Origin of the sequence: Streptomyces sp. JW3 (genome assembly GCF_052216785.1) — a bacterium.
Lineage (GTDB): Bacteria > Actinomycetota > Actinomycetes > Streptomycetales > Streptomycetaceae > Streptomyces.
In genome coordinates this window covers 38,071-59,401 of sequence record NZ_JBQOUX010000003.1, presented here as the reverse complement: position 1 = coordinate 59,401, position 21,331 = coordinate 38,071, and the positions used below count along the sequence as shown (strand labels likewise).

19 protein-coding genes and 1 pseudogene are annotated in these 21,331 nt (G+C 74.5%); 11 read left to right on the top strand and 9 right to left on the bottom strand.

Annotated elements, in window-relative coordinates; translation table 11 throughout:
• Window positions 1-84: 84 nt before the first annotated feature.
• Both ACTT8P_RS02480 and ACTT8P_RS02475 read left to right on the top strand, forming a co-directional pair.
• Window positions 85-969 carry a LysR substrate-binding domain-containing protein gene (locus ACTT8P_RS02480; RefSeq protein ID WP_442829824.1) on the top strand — a complete coding sequence of 295 codons (885 nt, stop codon included), beginning with the start codon at window positions 85-87 and terminating at the stop codon, window positions 967-969.
• Between the two features lie 25 nt (window positions 970-994).
• A complete protein-coding gene (locus ACTT8P_RS02475; protein WP_442829823.1) occupies window positions 995-1,504 on the top strand; it encodes a mycothiol transferase in 510 nt (169 codons plus the stop codon).
• Here the strand turns inward: ACTT8P_RS02475 and ACTT8P_RS02470 are convergent.
• From ACTT8P_RS02470 to ACTT8P_RS02455, 4 genes are all read right to left on the bottom strand, one after another.
• Window positions 1,474-2,559, bottom strand: a complete 1,086-nt coding sequence (locus ACTT8P_RS02470; protein ID WP_442829822.1) for an adenosine deaminase — start codon at window positions 2,557-2,559, stop codon at window positions 1,474-1,476. The two genes, ACTT8P_RS02475 and ACTT8P_RS02470, sit on opposite strands and share 31 nt — an antisense overlap.
• The gene (locus ACTT8P_RS02465) at window positions 2,556-2,969 is read right to left on the bottom strand and encodes a VOC family protein (protein ID WP_442829821.1); all 414 of its coding nucleotides are present in this window, start codon (window positions 2,967-2,969) and stop codon (window positions 2,556-2,558) included. The genes ACTT8P_RS02470 and ACTT8P_RS02465 overlap by 4 nt, the downstream gene beginning before the upstream one ends.
• Before the next feature lie 79 nt (window positions 2,970-3,048).
• The gene (locus tag ACTT8P_RS02460; protein ID WP_442829820.1) at window positions 3,049-3,933 is read right to left on the bottom strand and encodes an aldo/keto reductase; all 885 of its coding nucleotides are present in this window, start codon (window positions 3,931-3,933) and stop codon (window positions 3,049-3,051) included.
• Between the two features lie 33 nt (window positions 3,934-3,966).
• Window positions 3,967-4,854, bottom strand: coding sequence for a glycoside hydrolase family 19 protein (locus ACTT8P_RS02455; protein ID WP_442829819.1), 888 nt, complete (start codon window positions 4,852-4,854; stop codon window positions 3,967-3,969).
• Window positions 4,855-5,015: 161 nt separating this feature from the next.
• Between ACTT8P_RS02455 and ACTT8P_RS02450 the strand changes: the two genes are divergently transcribed.
• On the top strand, window positions 5,016-6,074 hold the full coding sequence (locus ACTT8P_RS02450) for an acyl-CoA dehydrogenase family protein (RefSeq protein ID WP_442829818.1): 1,059 nt from the start codon (window positions 5,016-5,018) through the stop codon (window positions 6,072-6,074).
• Window positions 6,075-6,078: 4 nt separating this feature from the next.
• Here ACTT8P_RS02450 and ACTT8P_RS02445 read toward each other — a convergent pair whose 3' ends face one another.
• Complete coding sequence (locus tag ACTT8P_RS02445; RefSeq protein WP_442829817.1) at window positions 6,079-6,246, bottom strand: hypothetical protein; 168 nt, start codon at window positions 6,244-6,246, stop codon at window positions 6,079-6,081.
• A 180-nt stretch (window positions 6,247-6,426) separates the two neighbouring features.
• On the opposite strand from ACTT8P_RS02445, the gene ACTT8P_RS02440 reads away from it, so the two are divergent.
• Window positions 6,427-7,992, top strand: coding sequence for an SDR family oxidoreductase (locus tag ACTT8P_RS02440; protein WP_442829816.1), 1,566 nt, complete (start codon window positions 6,427-6,429; stop codon window positions 7,990-7,992).
• A gap of 109 nt (window positions 7,993-8,101) precedes the next feature.
• On the top strand, window positions 8,102-9,475 hold the full coding sequence (locus ACTT8P_RS02435) for a cryptochrome/photolyase family protein (protein ID WP_442829815.1): 1,374 nt from the start codon (window positions 8,102-8,104) through the stop codon (window positions 9,473-9,475).
• Here ACTT8P_RS02435 and ACTT8P_RS02430 read toward each other — a convergent pair.
• Window positions 9,450-10,430, bottom strand: a complete 981-nt coding sequence (locus ACTT8P_RS02430) for a MerR family transcriptional regulator (RefSeq protein WP_442829814.1) — start codon at window positions 10,428-10,430, stop codon at window positions 9,450-9,452. The two genes, ACTT8P_RS02435 and ACTT8P_RS02430, sit on opposite strands and share 26 nt — an antisense overlap.
• A gap of 195 nt (window positions 10,431-10,625) precedes the next feature.
• Between ACTT8P_RS02430 and ACTT8P_RS02425 the strand changes: the two genes are divergently transcribed.
• Together ACTT8P_RS02425 and ACTT8P_RS02420 are read left to right on the top strand one after the other, a co-directional pair.
• Window positions 10,626-11,075 (top strand): SPW repeat protein, encoded by a 450-nt coding sequence (locus ACTT8P_RS02425; protein ID WP_442829813.1) that lies wholly within the window; start codon window positions 10,626-10,628, stop codon window positions 11,073-11,075.
• A gap of 140 nt (window positions 11,076-11,215) precedes the next feature.
• A pseudogene (locus ACTT8P_RS02420) lies at window positions 11,216-11,476 on the top strand (GlsB/YeaQ/YmgE family stress response membrane protein); the annotation flags it as partial.
• 241 nt (window positions 11,477-11,717) lie between these two features.
• On the opposite strand, the gene ACTT8P_RS02415 reads toward ACTT8P_RS02420, so the two are convergent.
• Complete coding sequence (locus ACTT8P_RS02415) at window positions 11,718-12,077, bottom strand: LPXTG cell wall anchor domain-containing protein (protein ID WP_442829904.1); 360 nt, start codon at window positions 12,075-12,077, stop codon at window positions 11,718-11,720.
• 239 nt (window positions 12,078-12,316) lie between these two features.
• On the opposite strand from ACTT8P_RS02415, the gene ACTT8P_RS02410 reads away from it, so the two are divergent.
• Window positions 12,317-13,936: an alpha/beta hydrolase gene (locus ACTT8P_RS02410; protein WP_442829812.1), complete on the top strand. Its 1,620-nt coding sequence runs from the start codon at window positions 12,317-12,319 to the stop codon at window positions 13,934-13,936.
• 3 nt (window positions 13,937-13,939) lie between these two features.
• Here ACTT8P_RS02410 and asnB read toward each other — a convergent pair whose 3' ends face one another.
• Window positions 13,940-15,781: an asparagine synthase (glutamine-hydrolyzing) gene (asnB, locus tag ACTT8P_RS02405; RefSeq protein ID WP_442829811.1), complete on the bottom strand. Its 1,842-nt coding sequence runs from the start codon at window positions 15,779-15,781 to the stop codon at window positions 13,940-13,942.
• 321 nt (window positions 15,782-16,102) lie between these two features.
• Here asnB and ACTT8P_RS02400 point away from each other — a divergent pair, with 321 nt between their 5' ends.
• The 3 genes from ACTT8P_RS02400 (at window position 16,103) to ACTT8P_RS02390 (ending at window position 19,807) form a co-directional block, all read left to right on the top strand.
• Window positions 16,103-17,197 (top strand): baeRF3 domain-containing protein, encoded by a 1,095-nt coding sequence (locus ACTT8P_RS02400; RefSeq protein WP_442829810.1) that lies wholly within the window; start codon window positions 16,103-16,105, stop codon window positions 17,195-17,197.
• 64 nt (window positions 17,198-17,261) lie between these two features.
• The gene (locus tag ACTT8P_RS02395) at window positions 17,262-18,311 is read left to right on the top strand and encodes a Gfo/Idh/MocA family protein (RefSeq protein ID WP_442829809.1); all 1,050 of its coding nucleotides are present in this window, start codon (window positions 17,262-17,264) and stop codon (window positions 18,309-18,311) included.
• A 206-nt stretch (window positions 18,312-18,517) separates the two neighbouring features.
• Window positions 18,518-19,807, top strand: a complete 1,290-nt coding sequence (locus ACTT8P_RS02390; RefSeq protein ID WP_442829808.1) for a PAS domain-containing protein — start codon at window positions 18,518-18,520, stop codon at window positions 19,805-19,807.
• A gap of 15 nt (window positions 19,808-19,822) precedes the next feature.
• Here ACTT8P_RS02390 and ACTT8P_RS02385 read toward each other — a convergent pair whose 3' ends face one another.
• Window positions 19,823-21,319 (bottom strand): DNA-binding protein NsdB, encoded by a 1,497-nt coding sequence (locus ACTT8P_RS02385; protein WP_442829807.1) that lies wholly within the window; start codon window positions 21,317-21,319, stop codon window positions 19,823-19,825.
• Window positions 21,320-21,331: the final 12 nt, after the last annotated feature.

The window sequence follows — 21,331 nt, the reverse complement described above, 5'->3', positions numbered from 1 at the left end:
GGGTCGGCCCCCACTCTCGCGCGGGGTGCGGCCAGTGGTCCAACAGGAGAATCCGATCGGATTCAGCGGCTACGCTTCTCAGTCGTGGAACTTCGCCATCTCCAGCACTTCGTCGCGGTCGCCGAGGACCAGCACTTCACCCGGGCGGCGGAACGCCTGGTCGTCTCGCAGTCCGGCCTGTCGGCGTCCATCCGGGCGCTGGAACGCGAGCTGCGCGCGCCGCTGTTCGTGCGGACCACCCGCCGGGTGACGCTGACCGAGGCCGGGCGGGCGCTGCTCGGTGAGGCACAGCGCATCCTGGCCCAGGTGCGGGCGGCGCACGAGGCGGTCGCGGCGGTGCAGGGCGTGCTGCGCGGCACGCTGTCGGTGGGCACCGAGCAGTGCATCGCCGGGGTGCCGGTGGCCGGGCTGCTGGCCGGCTTCCGGCGCCGCCATCCGGACGTGGAGATCCGGCTGCGGCAGGCGGGCTCCGGCGAATTGGCCGAGGAGGTCGCGGCGGGCCGGCTCGACCTGGCCTTCGCCTACCGGATCCAGTCGGACACCGACCGGCTGCGCTCGGTGTCGCTGAGCAGCGAGCCGATGACCGTGCTGTGCCACCCGGGCCACCGCCTCGCCGAGCGCGGCGCGGTCCTGGCCCCCCGGGACCTGGCCGACGAGGTCTTCGTCGACTTCCACCCGGACTGGGGGCCGCGCCGGGTCACCGACACCGCGTTCGCCGCGGCGGGCGTCCGGCGCACGGTGGCGCTGGAGGTCAACGACGTGCACGGCCTGCTCGACCTGATCGACGAGAACCTCGGCGTGGCCGTCGTCCCGCGTCACTTCCGGCACAAGCGGGCCTCGCTGACCTCGCTGCCGCTCAAGGAGACCGACGAGGTGCTGTACGAGACCGTGGCGCTGCTGCCGCCCCCGCAGGCCACCAGTCCGGCGGCCCGGGCGCTGATGGCGCTGCTGGAAACGGCGAGCGCCTGACCGGCCGGTGCGCCATGGTGGACGTATGCATGCGAAGGACATCCTCATCGAGGGCTACGGCCGTATCCGGGAAGAGGTGCACGCCGCCGTCGACGGCCTCGGCCCCGACGACCTGGCCGCCCGCCCCTCCCCCGACACCAACTCCATCGGCTGGCTGCTCTGGCATCTGGCCCGGGTCCAGGACGACCACCTCGCCGACGCGTTCGGCCTGGACCAGGTGTGGCTGGCCCAGGACTGGGAGAAGCGCTTCGGACTCGGCCTGCCCGCCCGGGACACCGGGTACGGCCACCGTCCCGCGCAGGTCGCGAAGGTGCGGGTCGCGTCGGCGGACCTGCTGACCGGCTACTACGACGCCGTGCACGAGCAGACGCTCGGCGCCCTGCGCTCACTGACCGCCCAGGACCTGGAGCGGGTGGTCGACGAGAACTGGGACCCGCCGGTCACCCTGGCCGTGCGGCTGGTCAGCGTGCTGTCCGACGACCTCCAGCACGTCGGGCAGGCCGGCTACGCGCGCGGGCTGCTGCTGAGCGCGTAGCCCGGCAGGACGACGTCCTCGATGAGGGCTCTGCGCTCGTCGAACGGGATGAACGCGCTCTTGACGGCGTTCACCGTGACCGTGCGCAGGTCCTTAAGGCCCCACCCGGCCTGCTCCACCAGCAGGGACATCTCGCGGGTCATCGTCGTGCCCGACACCAGCCGGTTGTCGGTGTTGAGGGTGACCCGGAAGCCGAGATTCTTCAGGGCGGTGATGGGGTGCTCGGCGATGGAGGCCGCCGCGCCGGTCTGGAGGTTGGAGGTGGGGCACATCTCCAGGGCGATCCGGCGGTCCCGCACCCAGCCGGCCAGCCGGCCGAGCTTGCCGCCCGCGAGGTCGGGGATGTCGTCGGTGAGGCGCACCCCGTGCCCGATGCGCTGGGCGCCGCACACCTGGACCGCCTGGTGGATGCTGGGCAGCCCGTACGCCTCCCCGGCGTGGATGGTGAACGGCACGTTCTCGCGCCGCAGGTGGGCGAAGGCGGCGAGGTGGTCGGCGGGCGGGAAGCCGTCCTCGGCGCCGGCGATGTCGAAGCCGACCACCCCGGCGTCCCGGAAGGCGACCGCGAGGTCGGCGGCCTCCCGGACCCGGTCGAACATCCGCATGCCGCACAGCAGGGTGCCCACCCGGACGGGCGTACCGGCCGCCGCGGCCTTCGCCATGCCCGCGGCCAGCCCCTCCTGCACGGTCTCGACCACCTCGGGCAGGGCCAGCCCGCCGTTCAGCATCAGCTCGGGCGCGTAGCGCACCTCGCCGTAGACCACACCGTCCGCGGCCAGGTCGAGGACGTACTCCTCGGCGGCGCGCAGCAGGCCCTCGCGGGTCTGGAGCACGGCCAGGGTGTGTTCGAAGGTGGCTATGTAGCGCACCAGGTCACCGGAGTTGGCGGCCGCGTAGAACCAGGCGGCCAGCCCGTCGGGATCGGTGTCGGGCAGCGGGTGCCCGGCCTCCCGGGCCAGCTCCACGACGGTGGCGGGCCGCAGCCCGCCGTCGAGGTGGTCGTGCAGCACGGCCTTGGGCAGCCGGCGAAGCGTGTCGGTGTCGAGCGTGGTCATGCGTCGGTGTCCTTGGTGGGGGTGGTGGGCTGGAGCAGGTCCCAGCGGTTGCCGTACAGGTCCTGGAAGACCGCGACCGTGCCGTAGGGCTCGTGCCGGGGCTGCTCCAGGAAGGTCACGCCGGCCGCCGTCATCCGGGCGTGGTCGCGGGCGAAGTCGTCGGTGTGCAGGAAGAAGCCGACCCGGCCGCCGGTCTGGTCGCCGATCCGGGCCCGCTGCGGCTCGTCCTTGGCGCGGGCCAGCAGCAGCGCGGTGCCGCCGGCCGCCGGGCCGGGCTCGACGACGACCCAGCGGGAGCCGTCCGGGCGGGGCGTGTCCTCGGCGAGGCGGAAGCCGAGGGCGCCGGTGTAGAAGCGGACGGCCTCGTCGTAGTCGGCGACGACGAGGGCGACCAGGGCGATGCGGGACATCGGGACCTCTCCGGGCGACGGGCGGGGATGACGGGAGAGGGTAGTACGGATGACAGTTATACGTAAAACTGTCATCCGTTCAGCCAAGCAGGGCGAGGTCCGCCTCGGTCAGCCGGAGGGCGCCCGCGGCGACGTTCTCCGCGAGGTGGGCGGGGTCGCCGGTGCCGGGGATGGCGAGCAGGTGCGGGCCCTGGTGCAGGGTCCAGGCGATCCGGACCTGGGCGGGGCTCGCGCCGTGCGCCGCGGCGACCGCGCGCACGCCGGCGTCGTGGTCGGCGGCGGCCCGCTCGGGTCCGGCCTCGCCGGCCACGGCGTAGAACGGCACGAAGGCGATGCCCTGGTCGCGGCACAGGAGCAGGAGTTCGTCGGTGGCGGGGTCGTGGTGGCCGAGTCCGTAGCGGTTCTGGACGCCGACCACCGGGGCGATGGCCTGCGCCTCGGCGAGGTGCCGGGGCTCGACGGCGGAGAGCGCGAGGTGGCGGATCAGACCGGCCTCGCGCAGTTCGGCGAGGGCGCCGAAGTGCTCGGCGATCGAGTCCTGGCGCATCCGGCGCAGGTAGACGACGTCGAGGTGGTCGCGGCCGAGCTGGCGCAGGTTCTCCTCGACGTGCCCGCGCAGGTCCTCGGGGCGGGCCGCGGTGCCCCACGCGCCGGACCAGTCGCGGTACGGGCCGACCTTGGCGGCGATCACCAGGTCGTCGGGGTAGGGCGCCAGCGCGCGGCTGATCAGTTCGCCCGCGGAGCGCAGGGCGGAGAAGTAGAAGGCGGCGGTGTCGATGTGGTTGACGCCGAGTTCGACCGCCCGGCGCAGTACGGCCAGCGAGCGGTCACGGTCGGCCGGGGTGCCGAGGTGGAAGGCGGCGCTGCCCGTCAGCCGCATCGCGCCGAGGCCGACGCGGCGGACGGGCAGGTCGCCGAGGGTCCAGGTGCCGGCGGCGTGCGCGGTGATCGTTTCCGTGGTCATCGGCGGAGTGTCGCACACGCCCGGCGGGGCGGGTCAGCAGTACAGGTTGGAGCCCGGGTCGACGCCGAGGATGCCCGCGAACCGCTGGTACGTCGTCACCCGGCTCTGCACCTGCGCGGCGTTGCCCCCGTCGCACTCGATGGACCCGTTGATGGAGCGGATGGTCTGGCCGAAGCCGGCGCCGTTGACCATGGCGTTGTGCGCGGTCATGGTGCCGGGACCGTTCTGGGTGTTCCAGTACCACAGGCCGGTCTTCCACGCGACGGCCGCGTCGGTCTGCACCAGGTTGGGGTTGTTCAGCAGGTCGATGCCGAGGGCGTCGCCGGCCGCCTTGTAGTTGAAGTTCCAGCTGAGCTGGATCGGGCCGCGCCCGTAGTAGGCGGACTGGCCGGCCGGACAGCCGTAGGACTGGCTCCAGTCGCAGTAGTGCGAGTAGTTGGCGGTGTTCTGCTCGACGATGTACACCAGCCCGCCGGTCTCGTGGCTGACGTTGGCGAGGAAGGCGGCGGCCTCCTGTTTCTTGACGGTGTCGCTGCCGGTGGTGGCGAAGCCGGGGTAGGCGGAGAGCGCGGCGGTGAGGCCGCTGTAGGTGTAGAAGCCGTTCCGGCTCGGGAACATCTGGTTGAACTGGGCCTCGGTGACCACGAAGCTGCCGACCGGCGTGGAGCCGCTGTCGCAGCCGTACGGCTCCCAGTACCAGGTGCTGATGGTGGGGTCGTAGCCCGGGTTGGCGTACTCGGCGATGTACGCCTTGCCGTCGGTGTAGCGCACGATGTCGCCGGCGGCGTAGGACTTGCCCGCCACCCAGCTCGGGTAGCTGGAACAGGCGGCGGCGCTCGCCTGGGTGGCCGGCATCAGCACCGGCACGGCGCCGGCCAGGGCGAGGACGGCCACGGCCGCGGAGATACGACGTCTCGACACGGGATCAACTCCTTGTCGGAGTACGGCCGTTCGCGGGCGGGGCCGGAGCGGAACGGCCGTGGTGGGGGGTGGGTGAGCACACTCAACCGCATTGGTATGTACCAGTCAAGGGTGTAGACCAGTCGGACTCCGACTCGGGCGGAGCGGGCCAGAATGGGCCCATGAGCGCACCCACCGCCCCGCACCCGCTCGTCACCCGCGCCCGGCGGCTCGCGGACGGCCTGCTCGCCCCGTCCGCCGCCCGGGTCGACCAGGAGGGCGTGCCGGCCAGCCACCTCGAGGCCGTCCGCCGCGCGGGACTGCTCGGGGTGAGCGCCCCGAAGGAGTACGGCGGGGCGGGCGCCCCGGACCCGGTGGCGCGCGCGACGGCGGAGATCCTGGCCGGGGCGTGCTGCTCCACCTGGTTCGTGCAGACCCAGCACCACACACCGGTCCGGATGCTCGCCGGGGCCGAGGCGGGACTGCCGGCCCGGGACCGCCTGCTGCCCGCGCTGGCCACGGGCACGTCCCTGGCGGGCATCGCCTTCGCGCACGTACGCGCCTTCCCGCGGGTACCGGTGCGGGCCACCGCCGAGCGGGGCGGCTGGCGCTTCGACGGCACGGTGCCCTGGTACACGGGGTGGGGGCTGAACGACGTCATGCTGCTCGCGGGGGTGACGCGGGACGCCGAGGTGGTGTTCGCGTTCGCCGACGCCCGCGAGCAGCCGGGCCTGCGGGCGTCAGCGCCGATGCGGCTCGCGGCGCTGACGGCCGCGCGGACCGTCTCCCTGGAGCTGGCCGGCCTGTGGCTGCCGGACGGCGCCGTGCTGCGGCGCGTTCCCCAGGAGGAGTTCGCCCGGGCCGACGGGCCACGCAGCGCCAACACCTCGCCGGCCGTGTTCGGGGTCACGTCCGCCGCGCTGGACCTCCTGGCGGCCGCCCCCGACGCCCATGACACCGCGGCGGCGCTGCGCGCCCGCCTCGACGAACTGCGCGGGCGGGCCTACGCGCTGGCCGACCACCCCGTCCCGCACGAACACGTCGCGGAACGCCTCGCCCTGCGCACCCGCTCGTACGACCTGATGCGCGCGGCCACGACCGCGGCGGTGGTGGCCGGCGGCGGCCGGGCGATGAGTCTGGACGGCACGGCGCAGCGGCTCGCCCGGGAGGGCATGTTCCTGCTGATCCAGGGCCAGACGGCGGCGGTACGGCGGGCCCATCTGGCGGCACTGGGCGGTTAGCGGGTCAGTCGTCGTCGGACGCCGGGACGACGACGAGGAACGCGTCCGACTTCAGGTCCATCACGACCGTGGCGGGCTCACCCTGGGCCCGGCGGGCGGCGGCGAACTCCTCCGCCGGCCACGAACCGCGCGGAGACCCCGCCGGAAATCGCTCCAACACCTTCGCGCCCATAGCGGCAGACACCTCCGGGAGCCGGGACCCGACGGCCGGTGCATCCGGCCGGGACACCTTCCGCCTGCCCCCGTTCGTCCCACGCATACCCCCGGCGCGGCGCATCCGGTGGAGGCCCGTGCGCGGAGGTGATCACATGGAGGGCGACAGGGGGGCCGCCGATCCGGAGGGCCGAACACGATGCGCGACGACGACACCGGGGCCGGGCCGCGCTGCCTGGTGACCGGCGCCACCGGATACATCGGCGGCCGGCTCGTGCCGGAACTGCTCGCCGCCGGCCACCGGGTGCGCTGCCTGGCCCGCTCCCCCGGCAAACTGCGCGACCAGCCGTGGGCGGACGACGTGGAGGTGGCGCACGGGGACGTCACGGACCGGGCCTCGCTCACCGCCGCGCTGCGGGACGTGGACGTCGCCTACTACCTGGTGCACTCGCTGGCCACCGGGGACGGTTTCGAGGACACCGACCGCCGGGCGGCCCGGCTGTTCGGCGAGCTGGCCCGGGCCGCCGGGGTGCGGCGCGTCGTGTACCTGGGCGGTCTCACCCCGGCGGGCGTACCCGAGCGGTCGCTCTCCCCGCACCTGCGGTCGCGGGCCGAGGTGGGCCGCATCCTGCTGGACTGCGGGGTGCCGGCCACGGTGCTGCGGGCCGCCGTGATCATCGGCTCCGGCTCCGCCTCGTTCGAGATGCTGCGCCACCTCACCGAGCGGCTGCCGGTGATGGTGACGCCGAACTGGGTGCACACCCGCATCCAGCCGATCGCGATCCGGGACGTGCTGCGCACCCTGGTCGGCAGCGCGCGGATGCCGGACGACGTCAGCCGGGCCTTCGACATCGGCGGACCGGACGTGCTGACCTACCGTCAGATGATGGACCGGTACGCGACCGTCGCCGGCCTGCCGCACCGGTTCGTCCTGCCGGTCCCGGTCCTGACCCCGCGGCTGTCCGGCTACTGGGTGGGCCTGGTGACCCCGGTGCCCGCCGCCATCGCCAAACCGCTCACCGAGTCGCTGCGCCACGAGGTGGTCTGCCAGGAGCACGACATCGCACGGTACGTGCCCGATCCGCCCGAGTCCCTGATCGGTTTCGACGAGGCGGTACGGCTGGCCCTGCGGCGCGTCCAGGAGGCCCGGGTGGCCACCCGCTGGTCGAACGCCTCGGTGCCCGGCGCGCCCAGCGACCCGCTGCCCACCGACCCCGACTGGGCGGGCGGCAGCCTGTACACGGACCGCCGCGCCCGCCGGGTCGACGCCTCGCGCGAGACGCTGTGGCGGGTCATCGAGAGCATCGGCGGAGACAACGGCTGGTACTCCTTCCCGCTCGCCTGGGCCGTGCGCGGCTGGCTGGACCGGCTGGCCGGCGGGGTCGGGCTGAGCCGGGGGCGGCGGGACGCGGACCGGCTGCGGGCCGGCGACTCGCTGGACTTCTGGCGGGTCGAGGAGATCGAGCCGGGCCATCTGCTGCGGCTGCGCGCGGAAATGCGGCTGCCGGGTCTGGCCTGGCTGGAGATGTACGCCGAGACGGACGCCGCCGGCCGCACCCGGTACCGGCAGCGCGCCCTGTTCCACCCGCACGGGCTGCTCGGCCACCTGTACTGGTGGAGCGTGTCGCCCTTCCACGCCGTGGTCTTCGGCGGCATGGCCCGCAACATCGCCCGCGCGGCGGCGACGGCGTCCCCGGCCCGCGCCCCGCGCGCTCCGGCCGGTCCGCTCCCGGCGGCCGGCGACCGGCCCCCGACGATCACCTGAGCCCGGACCGGCCCCGTTCCGCCGGCCGCCGCGGGCCGGCCGCATCCGCCCGCCCGGCCGGACCGGAAGCAACCCGGTGGCATCTCCCCCCCCACCCAGGAGTCCGCGCATGCACGTCTCGGTCGTCCTGTTCACCGCCGACCTGCGGCTGCACGACCATCCACCGCTGCGGGCCGCGAGCGACGGCTGCGGGTACGTCGTCCCGCTGTTCGTCCGGGACCCGGCGGTGGACCGGGCCGGGTTCGCCGTACCCAACCGCCTGGCGTTCCTCGCCGACTGCCTGCGGGACCTGGACGCGGGCCTGCGCGCCCGCGGCGGCCGGCTCGTCGTCCGCACCGGCGACGTCGTCGAGCAGGTCTGCCGGGTGGCCACCGAGGCGGACGCCGACGAGGTGCACATGGCGGCCGACGTCAGCGCCTACGCCCGGATGCGCGAGGAGCGGCTCCGGCGCGCGCTGGAGGCCGCCGGCCGCCGGCTGCACGTGCACGAGACGGTGACCACCGTGGTGCCGCCCGGCGCGGTGACCCCCGCCGCCAGCGACCACTACGCCGTGTTCACCCCCTACTTCCGGCAGTGGTCCCAGTCGCCGCCCCGCACCGTCCGCGCCGCGCCGCGCGCCGTCCGCGTGCCGGACGGCGTCCGCTCCGCACCGCTGCCCGCCCGGCCCGGCCCCACGGGCCTGTCGCCGGGACTGGCCCGGGGCGGCGAGAGGGAGGGCCGCGAACGGCTGGCGGCATGGCTGCGCGCCCCTGTCGCCCACTACGCGGACCGGCACGACGACCTGGCCGGTGACGCCACCTCCCGGCTCTCGCCGCACCTGCACTTCGGCACCCTCTCCCCCAACGAGGTCGTGCACCGCGCCCGGCGGGCGGGCGGCCCCGGCGCCGAGTCCTTCGTACGGCAGCTAGCCTGGCGCGACTTCCACCGGCAGGTGCTGGCCGCGCGCCCGGCGGCGGCCGCCGAGGACTACCGCACCCGGCACGACCGCTGGCGTGCGGGCCCCGGCGCGGACGCGGACACCGAGGCGTGGCGGACGGGCCGCACCGGCTTCCCGGTGGTCGACGCCGGAATGCGGCAACTGCGCCACGAAGGCTGGATGCACAACCGGGCGCGGCTGCTGACCGCCGGTTTCCTCGCCAAGACGCTCTACGTCGACTGGCGCGTCGGCGCCCGCCACTTCCTCGGCCTGCTCGTCGACGGGGACGTGGCCAACAACCAGCTCAACTGGCAGTGGGCGGCCGGGACCGGCACCGACACCCGCCCGCACCGGTTGCTCAACCCGGTCGTCCAGGGCCTGCGGTACGACCCGGACGGCGCGTACGTCCGGCGCTGGGTGCCGGAACTCGCGGGGCTGCCCGGCCGGTCGGCGCACGAGCCGTGGAAGCTGCCCGCGGCGGACCGGGCCGCGCTCGGCTACCCGGCGCCGGTCGTCGGGCTCGCGGCGGGCCTCGCCCGGTTCAGGCGGGCCCGCGGCCGGGAGTGAGGGGCGCGCCGGCGGCGGTCGCCAGCATGTCCAGCGCCTCCGACAGGGTCGACGGCCGGGCGGTCCCCGCCGCGGACCGTCCGGCCCAGCCCGGCCCGGCCAGCATCACCAGCGGCCGGCGCCGGGCGCCGCTCACCCCCCACCGGGTGGCCGCGACGTGCCGGGCCAGCGCGGTGGTCGCCATGGACCGGGCCTGCGCCCACAGCACCACGGCGACCGGCCCCAGCCGGCGCACGGCGGCGGTGAGCGCCTCGGCGGGGACCGCGGCGCCGAACATCCGGGTGGCGAGGTGCCGTTCACTCAGTGCGGCGTTGAGTGCCTCGATGGGCAGCGTGTGCTCCTCGCCGGGGACGCAGGCCAGGACGACGGGGGCGTCGGTGCCGCGGGCCGGCGGGCGGGTGTGGCGGCGCAGCGTGGTGGAGACCTGCCAGGACAGCAGGTGCTCCACCTCGACGTAGCGGTCCCCGGACGTCTCCCACTTGCGTCCCACCGCATGCAGGGCCGGCACCATCACCTCCTGCCAGGCGCCGGTCAGCCCGTGCCGTGCCACGGCCCGGTCCAGCAGTTCCTGCACGGCCGGCGCGTCCAGCCGGACGGCGGCCCGGGACAGCCCGCGGCACTCGCGGCGCAGGTCGGCGGGGGCCGCCGGGCCGGTGTCGCGGCCGGGCGGCGGGCCTTCGCCGGTGGCGTGCGGTGCGGGCCGGGTGCCCTGCCGGGCCAGCCGCGCGGCCTCGGCGGGCGGCACCCCGGACGCCGTCAGCCGGCACATCGCCTCCAGCACCAGGACGTCCTCGGGCGAGAAGCGCCGGTGCCGGCCCGCGTCGCGGACGGCGGGCCCGATGCCGTATCTGCGGTCCCAGGAGCGCAGCGTGGTGGGGGACACCCCCAGCCGCCGGGCCAGGGCACCGGTGGTCAGGCCGGCGCCGTCCGGCGACGGGGTCGTCGGCTCGTCCATGCGCCGACGATACGACGCGCGACCGACGCGTACGGACGCGTTCGCGAAACCGTCCGGAGCATGGTAGGGCCGGTCCCTTCTCTTCTCCCGCCCCCCTACACATAAGGGCGAGATAAGGAGCAGAATGGAGGTATTGCGGCATTCGTCGCATACCGCACCAGAAAGCGGACGGCCTGCCAGTCAAAGGAGACGACCATGGCCAACGTCTCGCACACCAGAGGCGACACCAGGAGCGACCTGGGGAGCCACCCCGACGCCCCGGAGATGCGGGCCCGGTACGACCGCGTGCTCGGCGGCCGTGACGTGGCACTCATGGACGGACCGGTGTTCCTGCTCGGCCTGTACTGCGCCGTGTCCCCCTGGATCCTCCACTTCACGTCGAGCCAGCCCTCCCTCGTCGCCCACAACCTCGTCGTGGGCATCGCGATCGGGCTGCTGGCGCTGGGCTTCACCCGGGCTCCGGAGCGCATGTACGGCCTCAGCTGGGCCATGTGCGCCATCGGCGTGTGGATGATCATCTCGCCGTGGATCGTGGGGTCGAGTCCGGACGCCGGTGTCATCTGGAACAACATCGTCATCGGCGCCCTGGCCCTGATCCTGGGCATGGCCTGCGCCGGGGCGGCGGCGAAGGCCGCCCGGCACTAGAAGACTGATGAAGGGCGTCCCCGGGGCCGGTCCGCACCGCGCGGACCGGCCCTTCGCGCTCCGGCGCGAACGGCGCGGGAGTGCGCCCGCCGCCAGCGGGCAGACGCCCCCTGCGGGGACGTTGACGGAAAGGGGCGGAGATGGGAATCGACGGGATCTTCAGTGCCATCATCATCGGAATCGTCATCGGTGTGCTGGGACGGCTCGTGGTCCCGGGCCGCCAGCGCATCGGCATCCTGTGGACGATTCTGGTGGGCATCGTGGCCGCGCTGATCGGCACGGCGATAGCGGGCGCGTTCGACGTGGCCGAGACGGACGGTCCGGACTGGATCGAGTGGCTGATACAGATCGCCCTGGCGGCGGTCGGCGTGGCGGCCCTGGACCGGGCGAAGGCCCGTCGCACGCGGACAGCCCAGACGCTGACACCGGAACGCGGCCGCGCCACCCGAGCCGTGCCCGGCGCCCGGCGGGCAACCGGCGTACGGGGGCCGGACCACCCGCACAACACCCACGGATCAGCCACCCTCGCCGGAACGGAACCGCGCCGCCCGGGCCGTCCCGGAGGCCACCCCCGCCGGGCCCGGCGCCCGGCGGAACCAACCCACGCGGGCCGGGCCGGACCACCCGCACGACACTCACGGATCAGCCGCCCGCGCCGGACCGGATCCGCCGGAACAGGGCCGCCCCGCCGAGGACCAGCGCGGTGCCGCCGACGAAGGCGGGTACCGTCCCGTCAGCTCCGGTGCGGGCGAGCGCGGCCGAGGGGGCCCGCGGGTCGGTGAGATCCCGCGCGGTCGGCGGAGCCGGTGGCGCCGAGGACTCGGGACGCCCGCGGCGGCGCGGCGGCTCCGCACGGTCCTCGGACCCGTTCGCCAACTGGTTGCCCACGGCCGGGTCGCCGATGCCCACCAGGAACTGGGCAGGAGCGCCGGACACCGGAAGCGTCACGGCCAGCGCGCCACAGGCGGCGGCGAGCACACCGATACGGGCAGCCCTCGACACAACCAGTTCCCTGCCTTCCGGACATGGTCGCGGGCACCCGCCCGCACCGGTGGCAACGCGGGCGAACCAGCCGAGTTGCGGCCGACCCTCCTTTCACCCGGCCGAGTGACCCTTTTCTCGAACGGGCCGCACGGGCCCGCCTGCCGCCCGCACCGCCCGGAGGCGGCCCCGCACCGGCCCGCCTATGGTGATCGAGGGCGCCGTTCTCCGGTCCCCGACGGGGCGCCCGGGAGGCATCGATGCTGGCCAAGCTGTCGACCCGGCCCACGGCCCTGCGCTGGGCGATACCCGGCGCCCTGGGCCTGTCCCTGCTGGGCGCGGGTCTGCCCGCCGCCACCGCGGGCGACCCCTCGGCCGGCGAGTCCAGGCCCGGCCTGTCCCGGTTCTACGACCAGCGGGTCAAGTGGGCCGGCTGCGAAGGCATGGACATGCCCAGGGAACTCCAGTGCGGGAAGGTCACCGTGCCGCTCGATTACGCCCGGCCGAAGGCGAAGACCCTCGACCTGGCCGTCGCCCGGTACCGGGCGACCGGCGACCGCAAGGGCTCGGTGCTGCTGAACTTCGGCGGACCGGGCGGCTCCGGCGTCAGCGAACTGTCCGCCGGTGCCGAGGACTTCATGCACCTCACCAACGGCTACGACGTCGTCGCCTTCGATCCGCGCGGCGTCGGCCGCTCCTCCCCGGTCAGCTGCGGTCCGGGCTCGGTCGAGATCATGCGGGCGACCGACGGGGACGAGGGCATGAAGGACCCGCAGAAGTCGCTGGAGCGGCTGCGCGCGGCCGCGGCCCAGTGCGTGAAGCACTCCGGGCCGGTACTGCCCCACATAGGCACCGTGAACGCGGCCCGGGACCTGGACGTGATGCGCCGGGCGCTTGGCGACGACAAGCTCAACTACCTCGGCTTCTCCTACGGGACGCGGCTCGGCGCGGTGTACGCCGCACAGTTCCCGCACCGGGTGGGCCGGCTGGTGCTGGACGGCGTGGACACCCTGACCGAGCCGCTGACCGAACAGGGCGTGGCGGGCGCGCGGGGGCAGCAGACCGCGCTGGAGAACTTCCTCGACTGGTGCGTGGCGGACGACATCGCCTGTCCGTTCGGCCAGGACAGCAGGGCCGCCCGGAGCCAGGTCGAGCAGCTCGTCGCGTCGCTGGACGACGAGCCGGTGCCGTCCGCCTTCGGGGAGCCCTTCACCGGGCAGGATCTCGTCGGCGCCCTGGGCCAGGCGCTCTACAGCCGGGAGCTGTGGCCGTCGCTGGAGCGGGCCGTCGCGCTGCTGGTCGAGGACGGCGACTCGCGGGGCCTGGAGAGCTTTGTCTCCGGCGGGGTCGGCTTCCCCGTCCGCCAAGACGGCCGCCGGGACCCGGGCGGCCGGACCGCCGACGGCGGGCTCACCGACGCGGCGGACGTGCCGCTGGACAACCTCCCGGCGGCGCTGATGGCGATCAACTGCGCCGACGACCCCGACCGCCCCGCCGCCGGCCAGGTCACCCGGTCGCTCGGCCGGCTGCGGGAGCGCTACGAGCAGGCGTCGCCGGTCTTCGGCCGCTACCGGCTCACCCAGGTACTGATGTGCTACGGCCGCCCCAAGGGCACCGACTACATCCGCGACGAGGTCAAGGGCGTCGACACGCCGAAGATGCTGCTGGTGGGCACCCGCGGCGACCCGGCGACGCCGTACCGCTGGACGCAGGAGACGGCGCGGCGGCTGGGCCCCTCGGCCGTGGTGCTCGACAACAAGGGCGAGGGGCACACCGGGTACGCCTCCTCGCGGTGCGTGCACCGCAAGGTGGACGACTTCCTGCTGCACGGCTCCCTGCCGCCCACCGGCTCCTCCTGCGGGCCGGAGCGGGACGACTGAGCCTCAGTCGAGGACGAGCTCGGGCCGGTACATGTCCAGCCACAGCGCGAGGTCGAGGGCCCGCTCCAGGCCGCGCCTCTCCGCCTGGCCGCTCATCGGCGCCTCCCGGTCCGCGGCGCGGCGCAGCCGGACGGGGTCGACGAGCTGGAAGACCGGGTGGTCCGGGCGGGCCAGCAGGTCCCGGGCCTGGTCCTGGAGGGCCGCCGCGTACTTGGGGTCCTGGGTCGACGGGTAGGGGCTCTTGACCCGGTCGTAGACGGACCTGGGCAGCACGTCGGCGGTGGCCTCGCGCAGCAGGGTCTTCTCCCGGCCGTCGTAGGACTTCAGCGCCCAGGGCGTGTTGTAGACGTACTCGACCAGCCGGTGGTCGCAGAACGGGACCCGGACCTCCAGGCCGACGGCCATGCTGGCGCGGTCCTTGCGGTCGAGCAGGACGCGGACGAACCGGGTCAGGTGCAGGTGGCTGATCCGCCGCATCCGGTACTCGAGGTCGCTCTCGCCGTCGAGGCGCCGGATGCCGGCCACGGCGTCGCGGTAGCCGTCGGCGACGTAGGAGGACAGGTCCAGGTCCGCCACCAGTCCGGGGCGCAGCACCTCGGCGTCCTCGCCGAAGTGGCGGCCCATCGTGACCAGCCACGGGAAGGCGTCGGCCTGCCGGGCCCGCTCGTCGAAGAACTGGAGGTAGCCGCCGAAGACCTCGTCGGCGGACTCGCCGGACAGGGCGACGGTGGAGTGCTCCCGGACCGCCCGGAACAGCAGGTGGAGGGAGGCGTCCATGTCGCCGAAGCCGGCGGGCAGGTCGCGGGCCCGGATCACCCTGGCCCGGAGCTCCGGGTCGGCCAGGGCCTGGGCGTCCAGCACGATGTCCTGGTGGTCGGTGCCGGCGGTGCGGGCCGCGTCGTGCACGAAGGGGGTGTCGGGGGTGGCGCGCAGTTCGTCGGCGACGAAGTTCTCGGCCTGGCCGGCGAAGTCGACCGCGAAGCTGCGGATCTTCTCGCCGTCGGCGGCCAGTTGGCGGGCGCCGAGCGCGGTCAGCGCGGAGGAGTCGAGGCCGCCGGAGAGCAGGGTGCAGCGGGGCACGTCGGCGACGAGCTGGCGGCGCACGATGTCGTCGAGCAGTGCCCGGACGTGGGCGACGGTGGCCTCGCGGCCGTCGGTGTGCGGGCGGGTCTCCAGCTCCCAGTAGCGGCGGGTGCGTACGCCGCCGCGGTCGACGGTGACGACGGTGCCGGGCTCGACCTCGTACATGCCGTCCCACACGGCGTGGCCCGGTGTCTTGATCATGGTGAACAGTTCGCGCAGCCCGTCCAGCCGGACCCGGCGGCGGGCCAGCGGGTTGGCGAGGATCGCCTTGGGTTCGGAGCCGAACAGGACGCCGTCGGCGGTGGGGTGGTGGTAGAAGGGCTTGATGCCCATGCGGTCGCGGACCATGACCAGCTTGTCCGCGCGGCCGTCCCAGATCGCGAAGGCGTACATGCCGTTGAGGCGCTCGGCGAGCGCGTCGCCCCACTCCAGGTAGCCGCGCAGGACCACCTCGGTGTCGGAGTCGGTGCTGAAGCGGTGGCCGCGGCCGGTCAGGTCCCGGCGCAGTTCGGTGAAGTTGTAGGTCTCGCCCGAGTAGACGAGGGCGACCGTGCCGTGCGGGGTCTCGGCGGTCATCGGCTGCCGGCCGCCGGGCAGGTCGATGATGGCGAGCCTGCGGTGGCCGAGCGCCGCGGGCCCCTCGGCCCAGACGCCGCGGTCGTCCGGTCCGCGGCAGGCCATCGTCTCCGTCATCGCATCCAATGCCGCGCGCTCGGCGCGCAGATCGCGGTCGAAGGAGACCCAGCCGGTGATGCCGCACATGTCCTGCCTCCTGCCTCCGGTCCGCCCGGAGCGGCCACGCTGACCTGCTTTTTTGCTAGTGCGAGGAAACCGCCCGGCGAACCAGTTGTAGTTGCCATCTACATGTCGAGCCTGCGCGCCGCGGGCGGGAACGGTCAACGTGGCCGTAACGCGGACGACACACAGAGCCCCGCCCTTTCGGCCACGCTTTGCGATCGCGATACCCCCCGACCCGCCCCCCACGGGCCCCGGCCGCGCGGAATCGGCCACGGGCAAAGACTTCCTCAATCCGCCGCGACTGCTCCGAATGCCTGACGGACAAAACAGACCTATCGTGCTGGCATGGAGCACGATCTGAGCCCCGCCACCCTCGCCGAACTGCGGCGCCCCCGCCCCTATCCGGCCGTGTCGGTGCTGACCCCGACCCACCGCCGCGAACCCGGCAACACCCAGGACCCGGTACGGCTGCGCAACGCGGTCGCCGAGGCCAGGAAGCGCCTGGAGGCCGACCCGGCGGTCACCCGGGAACGCCGCGCCGAGGTCGAACAACAGCTTGACCGGGCCCTCGCCGAGATCGACCCGGCGTACGCCGAGGACGGCCTGGCGATCTTCGCCGCGCCCGGCGAACACCAGGTGTGGACCCTCGCCCGGACCGTGCCCGAACGCGTGGTCCTCTCCGACACCTTCCTGACCCGCAACCTGGTCGCCGCGCACACCGCCGAGCGGCCGTACTGGGTGCTCTCGGTCGCCGCCGACCACGTCACCCTGTGGAACGGCGGCGCCGGCCGCGTCGTCGAGGAGCGCGCCGCCGGCTTCCCGATGACCAGGGAGCCGGAGGACTTCGACCCCGAGCGCATGGAGCGGATCGGGGACGCGCCGAGCACCTTCCGCGACGAGCGCACCCGCCAGTTCCTGCGGGACGCCGACACCGCGCTGGCCCGGTTGCTGCGCACCCGTCCGCGCCCGCTGTACGTCACCGGCACGGAGGCCGCCCTGGCCCTGCTCCGGGAGGCGGGCGACGCCGTCCGGGGCGCGGTGCACGTACCGCACGGCGGTCTCGCGCACGGCACCCCGGAAGCCGTCTGGCAGGCGGTGCGGCCACTGGTCGCCGCCGAGGCCCGGCGGGCCGCCGAGGTGGTGACCGGTGAGCTGGAGTCGGCCCGCGGGCGGCGGGAGTTCGCCGCCGGGGTCGACGAGCTGTGGCAGAGCGCTCTGGCCGGCCGGGTCCGGCTGCTCGCCGTCGAGGAGAACTACCGGGCCACCGTGGTGGACGCCGGCGACCACCTGGAACCGGCCGGCCCCGGCGATCTCGACGCCCGCGAGGACATCGTGGACGAGATCGTCGAACGGTGCCTGGAGACCGGCGCCGACGTCCGCTTCGTCCCCGACGGCACCCTGCGGGACGCGGACGGCATCGCCGGAGTGCTGCGGTACTGAACCCCGGCGACGGCCGTGGCACCCTGATCGCGCGCGGCACGCGACCGGGAGGAGCCGACGGGACATGGGACGAACACTGGGTGTGGCGGTGCTGGGCGCCGGACACATGGGCGCCGATCACATCCGCCGCCTGGACCGGGCGGTGAGCGGCGCCCGGGTGGTGGCCGTCGCCGATCCCGACGCCGACCGGGCCGCGGCGGCGGTCGCCGGACGGGAGGGCGTCGCGGTCCGCACCGACGCCGAGGCCGCGCTGGCCGCGCCCGGGGTCGAGGCGGTGCTGATCGCCTCCCCCGGCGAGGCGCACGAGGCGGCGCTGCTGGCCGCCTTCGCCCGCGGTCTGCCGGTGCTGTGCGAGAAGCCGATGGTGCCCGACTCGGCGGGCGCGCTGCGGGTGGTGGAGGCCGAACTCCGGCTCGGCAGGCGGCTGGCCCAGATCGGCTTCATGCGGCGCTACGACACCGAGTACGCGCGGCTCAAGTCGCTGCTGGACGACGGGCGGCTGGGCCGCCCGCTGATGCTGCACTGCGTGCACCGCAACGTCTCCTCGCCGCCGCACTTCACCTCCGCGATGCTGGTCAACAGCTCCGTGGCGCACGAGATCGACGCGGCCCGCTGGCTGCTGGGGCAGGAGCCGGTCGCGGTGAGCGTGCACCGGCCGCGGCCGTCCGCCGGCGCGCCCGCCGGGCTGCTCGACCCGCAGTTCGTGCTCTTCGAGACCGACGGGGGCGCCCTGGTCGACGTGGAGGTCTTCGTCAACTGCGGCTTCGGCTACCAGGTCCGCTGCGAGGCCGTCTGCGAGGCGGGCAGCGCCCGGATCGGGGAGGAGCGCGGCATCGCCGTGACGGCCGCGGGCGGGGTGCGCGAAGAGGTGCCGCAGGACTACCTCGTACGGTTCGCCGACGCCTACGACCGCGAGGTGCGCGCCTGGGTCGACGCCGTGCGGCGCGGCCGGGTCACCGGACCGAGCGCCTGGGACGGTTACGCGGCGTCCGCGGTCGCCGAGGCCGGGGTCCGCGCCCTGGAGTCCGGCGCCCGTACCCCCATCGCTCTCGCCCCGCGCCCGGAGCTGTACGGGCCGCCCGGCACGCATCCGTACGCCCCTCAACTCCTGTAGTACACCTACGTGATGGTCCAGCGCGGGAGCATGAGACAGGACCGGGCGAGTCGCTCGCCCGGGACTATGGCATATGCCGATGGCACCGCCGTATCGTGTGTCGCCAAATCCCTTACAGCGCGTCGCGGGCTGTGCAACAGTCGTTACGTCGCCCGCGCCCGTACCGTCCTGGCCGAGGTCGTACCGTCTGCACACCGGAGTGCGTCATGCCGTCCCATCTCTCCGCGGACCATCCCTGCGCACAGCCGTCAGGACACGGCTCGGTGGAGGCGCTGATATCGCAGACGCGGCGGCTCAAGGGCGAGGTGGACGCGGTGCGGCGCGGCGCGCGGCGGGACGACGCCGACGCCCGGGGCCGCTGGCAGCGCGCCCTCTACGACCTGGCCCTGCACCAACTCGACGACCTCGACCAGCACTTGGCCCAGTTGCGCGACGGTCCGCCGCCGAGATCGGCGCCCGCCGGACCCGCGCCCCGGGCGGGTTCGCTGCTCAGCCGGGTCGGCAGCGCGGAGTGGAACCTGCTGACGGACGCCGCCGACTGGTCCCCGGAGCTGTACCGCATCCTCGGCCGCGATCCCGCCGCCGCCCCGCTCACCCTGGACGAACTGCCCTCCGCCGTGCTGGCCGAGGACCGCCCGAAACTGACCGCGATGGTCACCGGCTGCCTGGTCGACGCGCGGCCGATCGACGGCGAGTTCCGTGTCGTACGGCCGGACGGCGCGGTGCGGACCGTGCACATGATGGGCGAGCCCGTGCTCGACGCGCACGGCAGCACCGCCTCGATGTGGGCGGTGCTGCGCGACGTGAGCGAACTGCGGCGCAGCCAGCGGGCGGTGCACGAGACCCGCGACCGGCTCCCCCGGGCCGCGGGCGCGCGGGAGACCTCCCCACCGCTGTCCCGCGCGGCCGCCCTGGAGGTGGCCGCCGCGGTGCCGCCGGAGGGTGCCGGACCGGCCGGCCCCCTGTGGTGCGACGTCTGCGAGATCGCCGACGGCGAGACCTTGCTGAGCGTCGGCTCGCTCACCGCTCCCGGCCCGGACGGCACACCGGACACCGCGCTGCTGGCCGGCACCCTGCGCGGCCTGGCACTGGCGGGCCTGGCGCCCGGACCGCTGCTCGACCGGCTCGCCCGGCTCGCCCGGCTGCCCGGCGGAGTTGGCCGGCCCGTGCTGGCCGGCGCCCTGTGCTGCGCCTACCGGGCCGCCGACCGCACGCTGGTGTGGGCGCACACCGCGAGCCCCGCCCCGCTGCTCTTCCGCGGCGGAACGGGGCGGGTGCTGGGCCCCCGGACCGAGGAGCCCCTCGAAGCCGGTGACCTGCTGCTGCTGCACACTCACGCGGCGTTGGCCCATCGCCTCCTGGCCCTGGCCCCCCGGCTGGCCGAGGCGGACTCGGCGCGGGAGGTTGCGGCGCTCGTGGCGCGGGAGTGCGGCGGACCGGACCCGGCCGGGCCGTGGGACGCCGGATGTGTACTGGCCGCCCGGGTGCGGGCGTAGCGGAGCCGGTACGGGCTACGCGGACGCGGTGCTGCCGGGCTTCCCCTTTCCCTTCGGCAGCGCCAGCCTGATCTCCTCCCGCAGTTGCTGGATCCTCGGGTAACTCGCGTACTCGGCGGTCAGCCGGTACATCTGGCGCAGCCGGTCCCAGGTGCGGTGGGAGGAGTTCGAGCCCATCGACATCAGGGCCAGCCGCGCGTAGCGGTCCGCCTGTTCGGGGTCGTCGGCGATGAAGCAGGCCGAGGCCATGGAGAGATGGTCGAAGATCTTCGACCGTCCGCGCTCCTCGGTCCGCAGGTCCAGGGCCTTCGCCGCGTAGTACTGGGCGTGGGCCGCCGCGCCCGGGTCGAACTCGGCCAGGGTGCGGTAGGCCAGGGCCGTCATGCCGTACAGGTCCTCGTCGGTGAAGAGCTGCATCCAGTCCGGCGGTTCGACGTCGGCGCGGTCGGAGACGAAGAGGTCCTCGGCCTGACCGAGGGTGCGGCGCATCGCCTGGCCCCTGCCCATCGACGCCTGCGCCCACGCCTCGATGGTGTGGAACATGGCCCGGGTGCGCGGCAGCAGTTGCTCCCCCGAGCCGGAGGTGGCCAGTTTCATCAGGTCCAGCGCGTCGTCGGGCCGGCCCAGGTGCACCATCTGGCGGGCCGCCCGGGACAGCGCCTCGCCGGCCCGCGGCCGGTCACCGCCCTCGCGGGCGGCGTGGGCGGCGATGAGGAAGTACTTCTGGGCCGTGGGTTCCAGACCGACGTCGTGCGACATCCAGCCGGCCAGGACGGCGAGGTTGGCGGCGACGCCCCACAGGCGCCGCTGGAGTAGGGAAGGGTGGTGGTAGGCGAGCATGCCGCCCACCTCGTTGAGCTGGCCGACCACCGCCTTGCGCTGGAGTCCGCCGCCGCGGGCGGCGTCCCAGGCGCGGAACACCCCGACCGAGGCTTCCAGTTCCTCGATCTCCTGAAGCCCGATGGGGGCGGCCTCGTAGCGGTCGAACCCGGCGGGGTCGGCGGTGTGCAGGGGACGGTCGAGGTCGGGAGCGTCGGCAGCGAGTGCAGGGTCGGTGTGCAGCCAGTCGTGCATGGCGCCGCTGAGTGCGGATCCCGCGGCGAGCGCGGCGCCCGCGCCCACCAAGCCGCGTCGGTTGAGCATGAGGTCCATTCCCGTGAATTCGGTGAGGACCGCGGCGGTCCGCTCGGGCGCCCACGGCACTGAGTCGGGATGTTCCTCGCTCCCGCCGCCCTGCCGTCTCCCCGCGCGCCCGTGGCGGACCAGTCCGAGATCCTCGATGGTCACGACACGGCCGAGACGCTCGGTGAACAGCACCGCCAGCACCCGCGGCACCGGATCGCGCGGGATCTCTCCCATGTCGATCCACCGCCGCACCCGCGAGGTGTCGGTCGCCAGCTGGAGGTGGCCCATGGCCGCCGCCTGCCGGTTGACCAGTCTCGCGAGTTCGCCCTTGGACCAGCCGGCCAGGCCGAACAGGTCCGAGAGCCGGGTGTTGGGTCGTCCGCTCACATCAAGCCCCCA

Bases quoted from the DNA above. Each gene is read 5' to 3' on its own strand.
- ACTT8P_RS02465 (WP_442829821.1), bottom strand. From the start codon at position 2,969: ATGTCCCGCATCGCCCTGGTCGCCCTCGTCGTCGCCGACTACGACGAG.
- ACTT8P_RS02470 (WP_442829822.1), bottom strand. From the start codon at position 2,559: ATGACCACGCTCGACACCGACACGCTTCGCCGGCTGCCCAAGGCCGTG.
- ACTT8P_RS02430 (WP_442829814.1), bottom strand. From the start codon at position 10,430: ATGGACGAGCCGACGACCCCGTCGCCGGACGGCGCCGGCCTGACCACC.
- ACTT8P_RS02435 (WP_442829815.1), top strand. From the start codon at position 8,102: ATGCACGTCTCGGTCGTCCTGTTCACCGCCGACCTGCGGCTGCACGAC.
- ACTT8P_RS02475 (WP_442829823.1), top strand. From the start codon at position 995: ATGCATGCGAAGGACATCCTCATCGAGGGCTACGGCCGTATCCGGGAA.
- ACTT8P_RS02450 (WP_442829818.1), top strand. From the start codon at position 5,016: ATGAGCGCACCCACCGCCCCGCACCCGCTCGTCACCCGCGCCCGGCGG.
- ACTT8P_RS02460 (WP_442829820.1), bottom strand. From the start codon at position 3,933: ATGACCACGGAAACGATCACCGCGCACGCCGCCGGCACCTGGACCCTC.
- ACTT8P_RS02440 (WP_442829816.1), top strand. From the start codon at position 6,427: ATGCGCGACGACGACACCGGGGCCGGGCCGCGCTGCCTGGTGACCGGC.
- ACTT8P_RS02400 (WP_442829810.1), top strand. From the start codon at position 16,103: ATGGAGCACGATCTGAGCCCCGCCACCCTCGCCGAACTGCGGCGCCCC.
- ACTT8P_RS02445 (WP_442829817.1), bottom strand. From the start codon at position 6,246: ATGGGCGCGAAGGTGTTGGAGCGATTTCCGGCGGGGTCTCCGCGCGGT.
- asnB (WP_442829811.1), bottom strand. From the start codon at position 15,781: ATGTGCGGCATCACCGGCTGGGTCTCCTTCGACCGCGATCTGCGCGCC.
- ACTT8P_RS02410 (WP_442829812.1), top strand. From the start codon at position 12,317: ATGCTGGCCAAGCTGTCGACCCGGCCCACGGCCCTGCGCTGGGCGATA.
- ACTT8P_RS02395 (WP_442829809.1), top strand. From the start codon at position 17,262: ATGGGACGAACACTGGGTGTGGCGGTGCTGGGCGCCGGACACATGGGC.
- ACTT8P_RS02425 (WP_442829813.1), top strand. From the start codon at position 10,626: ATGGCCAACGTCTCGCACACCAGAGGCGACACCAGGAGCGACCTGGGG.
- ACTT8P_RS02390 (WP_442829808.1), top strand. From the start codon at position 18,518: ATGCCGTCCCATCTCTCCGCGGACCATCCCTGCGCACAGCCGTCAGGA.